The sequence below is a fragment of the Mycoplasma sp. 5912 genome (genome assembly GCF_054353835.1).
This window is the reverse complement of the sequence record NZ_JBTHHI010000002.1, coordinates 137,572-150,963: the sequence shown is the minus strand read 5'-3', so window position 1 is coordinate 150,963 and position 13,392 is coordinate 137,572. Positions and strand designations below refer to the sequence as shown.

General features: G+C 30.1%; 10 protein-coding genes. 6 read left to right on the top strand and 4 right to left on the bottom strand.

Annotated features, from left to right (window positions below; genetic code table 4):
* Window positions 1-19: 19 nt before the first annotated feature.
* Genes ACXYRP_RS01195 through metK form a run of 4 tightly spaced genes read right to left on the bottom strand, consistent with a single transcriptional unit; the run spans window position 20 to window position 6,191 of the window.
* Entirely contained in the window at window positions 20-1,945 is a 1,926-nt protein-coding gene (locus ACXYRP_RS01195) for an ABC transporter ATP-binding protein (protein ID WP_458615049.1), read from the bottom strand.
* Between the two features lie 8 nt (window positions 1,946-1,953).
* Window positions 1,954-3,735 (bottom strand): ABC transporter ATP-binding protein, encoded by a 1,782-nt coding sequence (locus tag ACXYRP_RS01190; protein WP_458615048.1) that lies wholly within the window; start codon window positions 3,733-3,735, stop codon window positions 1,954-1,956.
* A 17-nt stretch (window positions 3,736-3,752) separates the two neighbouring features.
* On the bottom strand, window positions 3,753-5,018 hold the full coding sequence (obgE, locus tag ACXYRP_RS01185; RefSeq protein ID WP_458597504.1) for a GTPase ObgE: 1,266 nt from the start codon (window positions 5,016-5,018) through the stop codon (window positions 3,753-3,755).
* 48 nt (window positions 5,019-5,066) lie between these two features.
* On the bottom strand, window positions 5,067-6,191 hold the full coding sequence (metK, locus tag ACXYRP_RS01180; protein WP_458597503.1) for a methionine adenosyltransferase: 1,125 nt from the start codon (window positions 6,189-6,191) through the stop codon (window positions 5,067-5,069).
* A gap of 385 nt (window positions 6,192-6,576) precedes the next feature.
* Here metK and mnmG point away from each other — a divergent pair, with 385 nt between their 5' ends.
* From mnmG to infB, 6 genes are all read left to right on the top strand, one after another.
* A complete protein-coding gene (gene mnmG / locus ACXYRP_RS01175; protein WP_458615047.1) occupies window positions 6,577-8,397 on the top strand; it encodes a tRNA uridine-5-carboxymethylaminomethyl(34) synthesis enzyme MnmG in 1,821 nt (606 codons plus the stop codon).
* Window positions 8,397-8,831, top strand: coding sequence for a 23S rRNA (pseudouridine(1915)-N(3))-methyltransferase RlmH (locus ACXYRP_RS01170; RefSeq protein WP_458607265.1), 435 nt, complete (start codon window positions 8,397-8,399; stop codon window positions 8,829-8,831). Before mnmG ends, ACXYRP_RS01170 begins: the two co-directional genes overlap by 1 nt.
* A 144-nt stretch (window positions 8,832-8,975) precedes the next feature.
* Window positions 8,976-9,407: an LSm family protein gene (locus ACXYRP_RS01165; protein ID WP_435128526.1), complete on the top strand. Its 432-nt coding sequence runs from the start codon at window positions 8,976-8,978 to the stop codon at window positions 9,405-9,407.
* 7 nt (window positions 9,408-9,414) lie between these two features.
* Window positions 9,415-11,175, top strand: coding sequence for a NusA N-terminal domain-containing protein (locus ACXYRP_RS01160; protein WP_458615046.1), 1,761 nt, complete (start codon window positions 9,415-9,417; stop codon window positions 11,173-11,175).
* Window positions 11,156-11,458: a YlxR family protein gene (locus ACXYRP_RS01155; RefSeq protein ID WP_458597499.1), complete on the top strand. Its 303-nt coding sequence runs from the start codon at window positions 11,156-11,158 to the stop codon at window positions 11,456-11,458. Before ACXYRP_RS01160 ends, ACXYRP_RS01155 begins: the two co-directional genes overlap by 20 nt.
* A complete protein-coding gene (gene infB, locus ACXYRP_RS01150; RefSeq protein WP_458607263.1) occupies window positions 11,433-13,238 on the top strand; it encodes a translation initiation factor IF-2 in 1,806 nt (601 codons plus the stop codon). Before ACXYRP_RS01155 ends, infB begins: the two co-directional genes overlap by 26 nt.
* The last annotated feature ends 154 nt before the right edge of the window (window positions 13,239-13,392 follow it).

The following is a 13,392-nucleotide window of genomic DNA, read 5'->3' as shown; positions in this document are numbered from 1 at the left end:
AACACAACCATAGGTTGTATTAGTTACTAAATTGTGACCGATATAGATTATTATAAAAGCCTTTTGCATTTAGAAGTTCTTCATGTGTTCCACTTTCAATAATCTCTCCGTCATTTACTACTAATATCAAATCAGCATGTTTAATGGTGCTAAGTCGATGAGCAATAATAAATGAAGTTTTATATTGCATCAGATGCAGCATTGCTTTTTGAACAATCTGCTCAGTACTTGAATCAATATTAGATGTAGCTTCATCCAAAATTAAAATATTACGATTTGATAAAATTGCTCGCGACAAAGAAAGCAGTTGTCTTTGACCTTGTGAAATATTCATTCCATTATGTTCAATTTGTGTTTGATATCCTTTTTCCATATTTTGGATAAAGTGGTGTGCTTGTGTCATTTGGGTTGCTTGTTCAATTTGTTCCATACTTGCATTTGGATTGGTCATTTTAAGATTTGCTAAAATAGTTTCATTGAATAAAAATGAATCTTGTAGCACAATAGTTAAGATGTCTTTCAAGTCTTTTGAATTGATTTCTTTTAGCTCATTTCCATCGATTTTAATGCTTCCTTGTTGGTAATCATAGTATTTTGAAATTAAGTTAATAATTGTGGTTTTACCAGCACCAGTTGGTCCTACAATCGCAATCACTTTTCCTTGCTCAGCTTTAAAGGAAGCTCCTTTAAGTTGGTAATTAGAAGAATTTGGATTATATTTAAAGAAAACATTATCAAAAACAACTTCCCCTTTCACTGATGCATAACTAACGGTATTGTTTTGATTATATTTATATGCTGCAAACGCGTATGGATCATTTGTGTTAGTTTCAATGAATTTTTGCTCATTTTGATCAAATCTGATTTTAACAATGCGGATTTTTTCATTTTGATGCGATTCAATTGGTGCATCTAAAATGCGAATAACTCTGGTAGTTGCTGCAATTCCAACTTGTGCTTGAAATACAGTTCCTAATACCGCTTGAAAAGGTCCCATAAAGTTTCAATTCAATGATGTATAAGTAAAAATTAATGCAGCAGTTGCTTTTCCATCCACCCCTGCACCTAACCCAGGTACACCTAAAACAGGGACTGAAAATAAATAAAATACTGCTGAAATGGCTGTAATAATTAAGATAATTAAGTTTGAAATCACATAATAAATAGTTTCAAGACTCTTGGTAATTAAATCACCTCGAAAAGCAATTTGACGAATTTTTTTGGTTATCTTTTTTAACTCACTATTAATTAATTCTTGACGGTTAAATGCATTTGTAACCTTAGTATTTGCTAACATTTCTTCGACAAAAGAGTTAAGTTCTCCAAATGCTTCTTGAACTTTGATAAAGTATGGTTGTGAACGTCTAATTACAATTGCAACTGATGCAAACATCAAAAGTGAAAACGGAACAACAATTAATGTTAAATAAACAGATACCATTGACATAACAATAATAGCAATCGAGATGTTAAATATCGCATTAATAACTTGGGTTAGCCCTTGATAAAGCGATAAAGCGATGTTATTGCAATCAACAATTAAGCTTGAAATAAGGTTCCCGGTTTTATTATTATCATAATAACTAATTGGCATTTCTAACAGCGAATGCATTAATTTGTTTCTCACCCTTGCCGCTGCATAAAAGGCAACTTTAGCATAAATGCTATTTTCTAAATAACGAAAAATGGCATATATTAAATAACATCCACCTAATCCAGCAAGAGTCAAAGCAAACTGTGTGATAGAAATATTTTCAAAAGCGATATTACCTTTTGCTAGAGGTTCAAAAAAGTGGTTAATAACAAATCCTATTAAAAAACTGCCACCAATATAAGCCAATGCATTTAAAACAGAAAACAATAATGCTCAATAAATAATAGTTCTATCTTCTTTAATAAAAGAAATTCAAACCTTAAAAGCACGTCAATTTGAATGTTTAGTCATTATGCTCCTTATTGTTGTAATTGGTTAAAGTTAACATCAGCATATCATTGGCATGTTTGTAGGAGTTCATCGTGACTGCCTTGTCCAATGATTCTACCTTTGTCTAAAACGATAATTTTATCAGCATGCTTGATAGAATTAATTTTTTGTGAAATGATAATATTGGTGGTTTGATAATTTGTTGACAAATTATGAATAAGGTTTTTAGTAGTTATGTTATCTAAAGCACTGGTAGAATCATCTAAAATTAATATTTTTGGTTCAATTAATAAGGTTCGAGCAATCGAAAGACGTTGTTTTTGTCCACCTGATAAGTTTTTGCCACGTTGTCCTACAATATGATCAAGTTTATCTGCAAACGAATTAACAAATTCGTTTGCACATGAAGAATCGAGTGCTTTTTGAATTTGTAGTTCAGTAGCATCTTCTTTAGCAAAAAGTAGATTAGATTTAATGCTACCTGAATAAAGTAAAGCATCTTGGTATACAATCCCGACATCTTTACGGATTTGGTTGGTATCAAGGTTATTAACTTCTTGGTTATCGATTAAAATATTTCCGTCAGTATATTGCATATTTTTAATCAATAAGTTTGCTAAGGTAGATTTTCCAGCACCAGTTGGTCCGATGATTCCTAAGGTTTGACCTGCATCAATTTTAAAATTAATATCTTTTAATACATAATCTTCAGATGTTTGAAAATATTTAAAATTCAAGTTTTTAAATTCAATGCTGTAGCTGTTTTTATCGTTATTTGTATTAAGATGTGTTGGAAATAATTTATCTGAACTTTTGAAGTTATAGACATATGAAATTCTTTTAGCAGAAACACGAGCGCGGAAAAAAGTTCCTAAAAATTGACTAAAACTACTGATACCAAGTGCGATAATAAATTCATATTCAATAAATGTATTAATCTTAGCAATTAATTGTGGGATATTAGTATTTGGATTTTTTTGAATTGTCACAAATGCGACAGCATAAATAATAATAATTATTAAGTTAGTAATAAAGAAAAATGCAGGCATTGCTAATGAAAAGAGTGAAAAAATTCCACGTTCATTAACTTTTCATTTATTGGTTGCGCTTTGATATTTGCTATATTGTTGCTCTTGCAGGTTATATGCTTTAATAAATCTGATTCCTAGGATGTTTTCATCAGATTCTTTGGTAATTGCATCCAAGTTTTTACGGTTTTGCGCAATTAATGGTCGAACAAATTTAAAGATAAAATACATTACAAAAACTAGCAAAGGAATTACGGCAATAATCGCTCATGTTAAAGGAACATCAGTTAAAAATGCAAAAACTAAACCAGCAATGATATAAAAAGGAGCTTTAACTAAGGTAGTGCTTGCTCCAACTAAAAACTCTCAAAAGACTGCAACATCGTCGTTGATCCGAGTGATAAGACTTTCTGGTGTAATTTGTGCAATTTCTTTTAATGATAACTTTTGGTATTTAGCAAACAGTTTATCGCGATAAAAATTTGATGCTCTTTCTCCTGATCAGACAATGATTAAAAGACCCATCATTGATACAAAAGAAGAAAAAGCGATTAATCCTAAGGTAACACCTAAAAGTAGACCTAATGTATTAGAAAAATTTGTAGATTGATAAATTATATGATTGAAAAGTACTATGTGATATGTTCCACTTTTATTAATCAACAGAGGTAAAAATTGAGCAATAAAAATTGGAATAAACATTGTTATAATTACATTTAATAAGATTAAAGATACTCCAAATCAAATCCGATTCTTCAGATTTTTCGGGAGAATCTTAAACATAGATATCATATTACCCCCTATTCTTGGTCATCTCATTCGAACTCAAAACCATAAATTGCAACGATATCACCTTTTTGGATGTTGCGACGAATTAGTTCGTCTCATACACCGATTTTTTTAAGGATGTTATTAAAGCGAACTAAGTTATCATAAGTGTTAATAGGAATTTTATAATAAAGTTCTTCAACTTTCTTTCCATTAACATCAAAGTATCCTTTATAAGGATTTTTTACAATAAAATCTGGTTCATAAGTTATAACCTTTACTGAATCATTTTCTTCAGTAATTGTTTGAAATTGAGTAGTTGAAATAAGTTCTCATAAAGCAGCTTTAACAGCTTCTAAGTTATGATGAAAAATTGCAGATATCGAAATAACTTTAACATCAGGATATTTATTCTTAAATGCTTTTAAATGTGAATTAAAAGCATCTAAATCAGATTTATTGGCTATAACTAATTGTGGTTTTGATTCAAGTTTTAAATTATATGATTTTAGTTCATTATTAATAGTTTCATAGTCTAAAATCGGGTTTTTATCTTCTGAACCAAAATCAATAATATGTGCGATGACTTTACATCTTTCGATGTGTTTTAAAAATTGAATTCCAAGTCCTTTACCTAATGCGGCACCTTGAATTAAACCAGGTAAATCAGCAACGGTAAAAGAGTTTTGATGAAATTGCACCATTCCTAATTGTGGTACTAAGGTTGTAAATTCATATTCTGCAACTTTTGCATGTGCATTTGAAATAGAATTTAAAAATGTCGATTTTCCTGCTGAAGGCTTACCTACCACACCGACATCAGAAAGAATTTTTAAGACTATATGTGCTTGGTATTTTTCTCCAGGCATACCGTTTTCAGCAATTCTAGGTGCTGTGTTTTTAGCGGTTTTAAACTTGTTATTACCACGACCACCTTTTCCACCTTTTGCTACCAAATATGCTTGATCAGCTTTGATAACATCAGCAATTAATTTCGTCCCATTATATACCAAGGTTCCTATTGGAACTTTGACATAAGTGTCTTTAGCATTAGCACCGTAAAGATTTTTTGGGCCACCCTTGACACCATCTTCTGCTGTAATATGCTTGTTTTTGTAAAAACTAAGCAAGGTGTTTTTACCTAAATCACCAACAAAATAGATGTTTCCTCCACGACCTCCATCGCCTCCATCTGGGCCACCTTTATCAACATGCGCCTCGCGACGAAAAGAGATCATCCCATCTCCACCTTTACCAGCTTGCAATAATATGCTAACTTCATCGATAAACTTTGCCATAAAATCCTTTCTTAATATTATAGTCTTTTAAAGTGTCAACTTAGGTAATTATTTTAAATATTGTTTTAATTCTTCAACTTTATTAAGTCGCTCTCATGGTAGATCGATATCATTTCTACCAAAGTGTCCAAAATATGCTGTTTTTGCATAAATTGGTTTTCTTAATCCAAGTGCTTCGATAATTGCTTTTGGTGTGAGATTAAAGGTATTAATAATTGCATTTTCAATTTTTTCTTTAGCGATTTTTTCGCTCCCGAATGTCTCAACCATAACCGAAATAGGTTTTGCTATTCCAATAGAATAAGCAATTTGAATTTCAACTTTATCTGCTAAACCGGCTGCAACAACATTTTTTGCCACTCATCGAGCAGCATATGCAGCAGATCTGTCAACTTTGGTAGCATCCTTACCACTAAAAGCTCCGCCGCCATGTCGCGATGCTCCACCGTAGGTATCAACAATGATTTTACGTCCTGTTAAGCCAGTATCCCCGATAGGTCCACCGATAATAAATTGTCCGGTTGGGTTAATTAGGATGTGTTTTGGAGCATCTAAATTAAATTTTTGTAATGTTGGCAAAATGATTTTTTGCACTATATAATCTTTAAATTCGGATTCAACATACTTACTTGAATGTTGAATGCTTAATAAAACTGTATCAACACTTGTATGTTCAGGATCGCTGTAATCTAAGGTAACTTGCGATTTCATATCGGCTTTTGCTCATACAAAATCTCCACTAACTCTAAGTTTTTCAGCCACCCTGACAAGTTCATGTGCAACTGTAATCGCAAGTGGCATATAAACATCGGTTTCGTTAGTTGCATAACCAAACATTATCCCTTGATCGCCTGCTCCGATTTCATCACCTAATTCAACTCCCTGAGCGATGTCGGGACTTTGGTGTCGGATGTCTGTGATAAAACTTGTTTCGTTAGTGTAATATCCTAAGGATTTTAAGATATTTTTAGCAATTTCAATAACATCAATATCAGCAGTTGCTTTAACTTCCCCTGCTATAAAGATGTTGTGTCCACTCGCCATTGTTTCGACTGCAACTTTAGCATATGGATCTAAGGTTAAATAAGCATCCAAAATCGCATCTGAAATTTGATCACAGACTTTATCTGGATGTCCTCTTCCAACTGATTCGCTGGTAAATAATTTTCTCATATAAAAAAACTCCTTATTAGTTAAATAGGAGCATAAAGATGGTCATTTGCATGTTGGGATACATCCCCTGACTCTCCACCGTGTATTAAACCGGTTGGCAATGGTTTTCGTTGTCAACTACCATACTCTTTATGCTGACCATATAAAAATATATGGGTTATGCAATTATAGCAGAATTTTTAAGGAAAGAAATAATTTAACGATTTTTGTTTTGGATGCTATATAAAATAAATTTATTTTCTTTTTTATGTTATATATAGTAAAAAAAGAAAATAAAGGGATTTATACACAAAGATATTAAGATTTAATTCACAAGCAAAACAAATTAAAAATTTTGCTAAAAAAATACAACTTTTTTAATATAATAAAAAATAAAGAGGTAAATATGGAAAAAAGTTATCAAGCAATCGTTATTGGTGGTGGTCATGCAGGTGTGGAGGCTGCTTTTGCTCTAGGAAATAAAGGTCATCAAACTGCATTAATTTCATTTGATTTAAAGCGTTTAGCGATGATGCCTTGTAATCCGTCGATTGGGGGTCCTGCAAAAGGGATTATAACTCGTGAAATTGATGCATTAGGTGGAGTTCAGGGATATTTTTCAGATTTAGCGATGATTCAAATTAAGATGTTAAATGAATCAAAGGGTCCTGCTGTTAGGGCATTAAGGGCTCAAATAGACAAAGATAAATATTCTAATATTATTGCGAAAGCACTAAATGAGCATCTAAATATTGATTTAATTGAAGCGGTTGTTGAAGAAGTTTTAACAGATTCAGAAAAAAAAGTAGTTGGTGTTGTTTTATCAGATGGAAGTGTTATAAAAACAACTGTGTTAGTGATCACAACTGGAACATATATGAATTCAAGAATTTTACGTGGAGATGAAATTACTATATCCGGACCTGATAATCAAAAAACTACACCAAAACTTAGTTTATCACTACAAAAATTGGGTTTGCATCTTCAACGCCTTAAAACTGGTACACCTGCTCGAATTTATGCCGATTCAATAGATTTTTCACAAGTAGAAAAAGAAGACTTAGAAGATACTATATTGACTTTTTCAAACCGTTCTAACATCAAACTTGATAAACAAATTTCATGTTATCTTACCTATACAAATGATGCAACACACAAAATAATTGAAGAAAATATTGGTAAATCTGCTATGTATTCAGGTTTAATCGAAGGGGTGGGACCTAGATATTGTCCTAGCATAGAAGATAAAGTAATGCGTTTTCGAGATAAACATCGTCATCAAATCTTTTTTGAACCTGAAACAGCTGATGGAAGTATTATATATGTAAACGGGATGTCAACATCAATGCCAATAGATGTGCAAGATAGGATGTTAAGAACTATACCAGGATTACAAAATTGTCGCATCCAAAAATGAGGGTATGCAATTGAATATGATGCTTTAAATCCCTTACAAATCCAACCATCCTTAGAATCAAAAGTGATTAAAAATCTCTATACAGCAGGACAAATCAATGGAACAAGTGGATATGAAGAGGCAGCCGCACAAGGATTAATTGCAGGAATAAATGCTGCATTAAATCTAGAAAATAAAGAGCCATTAATTTTAAAGCGTGATGATGCATATATCGGAGTATTAATAGATGATTTGGTAACAAAAGGAACAAAAGAACCATATCGAATGTTAACATCTAGAGCTGAATATCGATTGTTATTGCGTAATGATAACCCTGACTTACGTTTATCTAAATATGGTTATCAAATCGGATTGGTTTCTAAACAAACATATGATTATGTACTAAAAAAATATCAAACCATAGATGCAAAAATAAAGCGACTGAGTGAAGAATTTTTATCTTCAAAATCACAATTAGCACAAAAATATGGAATAGAAAATGGAGTTTCAATGTTAAAAGTTTTAGCCCGTCCAGATGTTAAAACAGAAGAAGTACTAGGTGATTTCGAATTCAAAAATGAACTTACTACCATTATCCGTTTAGATGGTTATATTAAAAAACAACAAATCCAAGCACAAAAAATGTCGCGCTTAGATTCACTAAAAATACCAAAAGATATAGATTATCAGAAAGTGATGAATTTAGCAACAGAAGCTCGACAAAAACTTGAAGCAATTCGACCACAAACCATAGGTCAGGCATCTCGGATTTCCGGGATAAATCCTACTGATATACAAATGTTGATGTTTTATTTAGGTAGCAAAAAGTAATGAAATTGAATATTATCGCTGTTGGAAGTTTATCAAAAGAATACCAAGATATCTATAAACAATATATCAAGAAAATTATTTTTTTTGCAAAAATTAATTTAATAGAAATCAAAGAACAAAAAAATGATAATATTGACTTGAAAATAAAAAAAGAAACCCAATTAATCCTTGATAAGATACCTAAAAACTCAAAAGTATTTTATTTATCTACCAATGCAAAACAATATGATTCAATAGAATTCGGTAATTTGTTTTTAGATATTGATAATGTTACTTTTGTAATTGGAGGTTCAAACGGAGTTGATGAATCATATTTTGAAAATAAGATAAATTTTTCCAAAATGACTTTTCCACACGAATTATTTCGCATAATGCTTATTGAACAAATATATCGAAGTTTTACAATTAAAAATAATATAACTTATCATAAATAATTTTTTAATCTTATTAATATAAAATAAAAAATCTAAATTAATAATAAATTTTTATCATAAACTGCTATAATATAACAACTTCTCTTTTTTATGAATTATAAGGAGTTGTACGTCAGTGCAACTTTTCTTATTTTAAGGAGTCAAATGAACTATAAACAAATTTTAATTGAACAATTTGGTGATAATATTTTGGATGCAAAAATGGTTTCAAATGATTTTGGACAAACTTTAGAAATTACAAGTAAGTTTACTGACTTAAAGCAAGTTGAAGAATTATCCAAACAAGTTTCAATGTTTTTAAACACTCAAAATTGGTTTAAAGATGAATATAATTTAGAAGTTTTATCAAAGGGTTTAAAAACGGATTTAGATATCAATGATTTAACAAGTTATATAAATAAAGAAATAAAAATAAAAACAATTAAAAGTTATGAATCACATAATATCTTTGTAGTCACATTATTGGAAGTTTTTGATGATAAAATACTTGTTAGATGAAATAAAAAAGGGCAGATGCGAAAAGTATCATTTGAAAAAAATAATATTTCTTCAGTAGAGTTATATATTAAATTTTAAGGAACATATGGCAGAAAATAAAAATATTGTTATTGACAAAAGAAAAAATGAAAAAAATCAGTTATATCAAATGATTAACTCATATGCAGAATCTAAAAATTTTGACTTTGATACCATTTTAAATATCTTTAAAGAAGAAACATTAAAAGTTATAACAAAAGATATAGATCCTGATGCAGAAATTGATTTTATAGTTAATCACGAAGATAAGACTATCACATTAATCAAGCATAATATTATAGTAGTAGATGATTCAGATGAAATTGTTTTTGAAGAAATAAATGAGAAAAATAGTGAACCAGATTTACAGAGATTATTATTTATTCATATTAAAGAAGCGAAAATTTTAAATCCGAATATTCATTCAGGTGATACAGTTGATATAATTTGAGATTTTGGTTGAATCAGTAAAAAACATCGTGCTGCTATAGAAAACGGGTTTCGCAGTGAGTTAAAATTTGTTGATAAAGAACGTATAAGCAATATTTTTGTTAATAAAATTGGTCAAAAATTTCATGCTAAGGTTTTATCAACTATGGTTCGTGGTGGATTTTTAGTGGAAATCTTAGAAGATAATCGCTTATATAAAGCTTACTTATCGAAACATAAATTAAATCGTTCTGAACCGATACATCCTGGTTCAGATATACAGGTTACATTAGAAGGTATTAATTTAGAAAATAATCTCAATGTTTTAGAAGTTTCGATGATTGATCCAAACCAAGTCCAAGAAACTTTAAAAACTCAGATATCTGAAATAGGTAGCGGAGATATCGAAATTGTTAAGGTGCAAAGAATACCAGGAATTCGTTCTAAGGTTGCTGTAAGAGTTAATCCAAATCGTAACTTTAACTACGATATTGTTGGTTCAATTTTTGGTGAGGGAGCCAAACGCATCATTGCTGTATCTGATATTATTAAAGAAAAAATAGATATTATAAGGTGATCTGCAAATAAATTAGAATATGTTAAAAATGCATTATCGCCTGCTAAAGTAATTGATGTTGTTTTGCACAAGAAAACTCAAAAAGCCTATGCTGTAGTTGAAAAAGAAGAATTTAAATCAGCAATTGGTCGCAGTGCATTAAATATTGACTTAGCATCAAAATTAACTGAAACCAAAATAGAAGTTATTGATGTTGAAAAAGCGATGCAACTAAAAATACCATTTAAATTAAAAGAAGTTAAAAAGACATTTGTTCTAAGAGAAAAATCGTTATTTAACACAAATAAAAAACCAAGAAAATCAAAACCAAATCAATATCTTAAAGATATCAATATTTCAATGGATGATTTTGATAAAGATGTAGCAGACTTTTATAGTTCAATGCGTATGCAGACTAGCGATTCATTAATTGCTAAACAAAATACATCGGAAACTATTGATTCACAACAAAAAAATAAATTACAAAAAACAAATGATAAAATTAAACAATCTAGTGAAAGTATGTTTGATGATTTATTTGAAAAAGTTGATAACCAAATTCAATCTGATAGCGAGTTAAATAATTATGATTTTGTAGATGATATTAATTCATCATTTGATATTAACTTTGCAGCAGAAGAAGAAATAGAAGAATTTCAAAATAGTATGCAAAGTAGTGATAAACCAAAAGAATTTAATAATAAAAACCAAATTAAAAAAGAGAAAAAAGTTATTACTGAATACAAGAAGATTAAAGACTTTAAAGTTGATAATGATTTAATGAACTATGGTTTAGATACAGATATTAATTTTGATGATTTAGATGATGAATGAGAATCTTAAAAACTTTAATCGTAAATGTATCGCGACTAACCAAATAGTAAATGTTAAGGAAATGTTGCGTTTTGATTTTAATCGCAAAGCAAATACAGTTATTTTAGATAAAAATCAAAATATGAAAGGAAGAGGTGCTTATTTTATTCCATCTTTTGAAAATTGGAATAAAATAAGAAGAACTAAAGCATTAAATCGTACCTTTCGTACCAATGTCACTAATGAAACTTACGATGACTTGGAATCACAAATTCAGGAGGTGATCAATGTCAAAGAAAACACATCGGATTAGTAATGTTGCTGAAATAAAGCAACAACTACAAACAGCAAAAACTGAAGTAAAAGATGGAGTGTTTATTTTTACAGGTAAAATGACTATCGGAGATTTTGCTAAAATTACTCGTATTAATGCAAACGACATAATCAAAAAATTCTTTTTACAAGGTAAAATGTATAATCTTAATCACATTTTATCCGAAGAAGAAATTGGTGAAATTTGTTTAGAAAATAATTTAGACTTTCAAAAAGAAACAAATGTTGATGGATCAAACTTTTTAGATGAAGTAAATTTTGAAGATAAACCAGAAGATTTAATTCATCGTAGTCCAATTATTACAGTGATGGGTCATGTTGATCATGGAAAAACCACCCTAATAGATAAAATAAGACGATCGAATATTGTCGCAACCGAATCAAGTGGGATTACCCAACATACCGGAGCATATCAAATTGAACATAAGAATGCAAAAATAACTTTCTTAGATACTCCAGGGCATGAAGCATTTACTAAAATGCGTGCTCGTGGAGCGAAAATTACTGATATTATTATTTTAGTTGTTGCAGCAGACGATGGTGTAATGCCTCAAACCAAAGAAGCGATTCAACATGCAAAGGCAGCTAATGTTCCTATTATTGTTTTTGTCAATAAAATGGATAAGCCTAACAAGGATTTAGATCGTTTGAAGGGAGAGTTAGCAGATAATGAAGTTGTAATCAATGAATACGGTGGAGACACTCAAATAGTTTATGGATCAGCGATAAACGGTGATGGTTTAACTCAATTATTTGATGAAATAACCTTACTTGCTGAACTTTTAGATTTAAAAGCTAATCCAAAACGATATCCAATTGGAACAGTTATCGAATCACGTGTTGATAAAGGTGCTGGTGCAGTTTCTACAATAGTAATTGAAAATGGAACATTATATAAAGGTGACTTTATTGTTGCTGGCTCTAAATATGGAAGGATTCGTTCTTTAACTGATACAAACGGACACCCTATTAAAAAAGTTTATCCAGGTATGCCGGCAATTATAACAGGATTAAATTATGCCCCTGATGCTGGTGATAAATTTATTGGATTTAGTGATGAAAAATTTGCAAAGAAATTAGCTAACGAAAAGGCTTTTTCTGATAAAATGAATTTATTGCATGATAAATCATTAGTAAATGCAAATTCAGATGGTAAAAAAATAATAAATATTATAATTAAATCAGATGTTCACGGGACTTCTGAAGCTATCAAAGGACAAATAAATGGGCTTGAAAATGATGAAGCAATTATAAAGGTTATTGCTGCATCTGCAGGGTTTGTAAGCGGAAATGATTTATTACTAGCACAAGCATCAAATGCTATAATCTTCGTGTTTAACCTAAAAACACCATCAAATATGAAACAAAATGCTCAGGCACAAAATATTAGTATTATTGAGCATAATGTAATTTATAAGATAATTCAAGATTGTCAAAGTATTTTAGATGAATTAAAAGCACCAATTTATGAAGATTGCAAGATCGGTGAAGCACATATTATCAAGGTTTTCTTTTATTCAAAAGTAGGAAAGATTGCAGGATGTATGATGGATGCTGGTGTGGTTCGCGAAAAATGTAAGGTAAAAGTATATCGTAAAGGAAAAATAATTCACGAAGGACAACTAGAAACTTTACGTCGTGAATTAAATGATGCAAAAGAAGTTGTAAAAGGTAAAGACTTTGGTACACATATAAAAGATTTTAATGATATCCAAGAAGATGATGTTTTAGAATTCTATGAAGAAGTAAGAATTAAATAAAAATTGATTTAAAGTATAAATATGTGAAAAATTAACATATTTATTTTTTATCTAGAAATATTTATATACCAGAAAAATTATAAGAATGTTTGAATTGCTAAAAAAGACTATAATATAGATATATATCAATTATGGAGCAATGTTTAAAAAACAT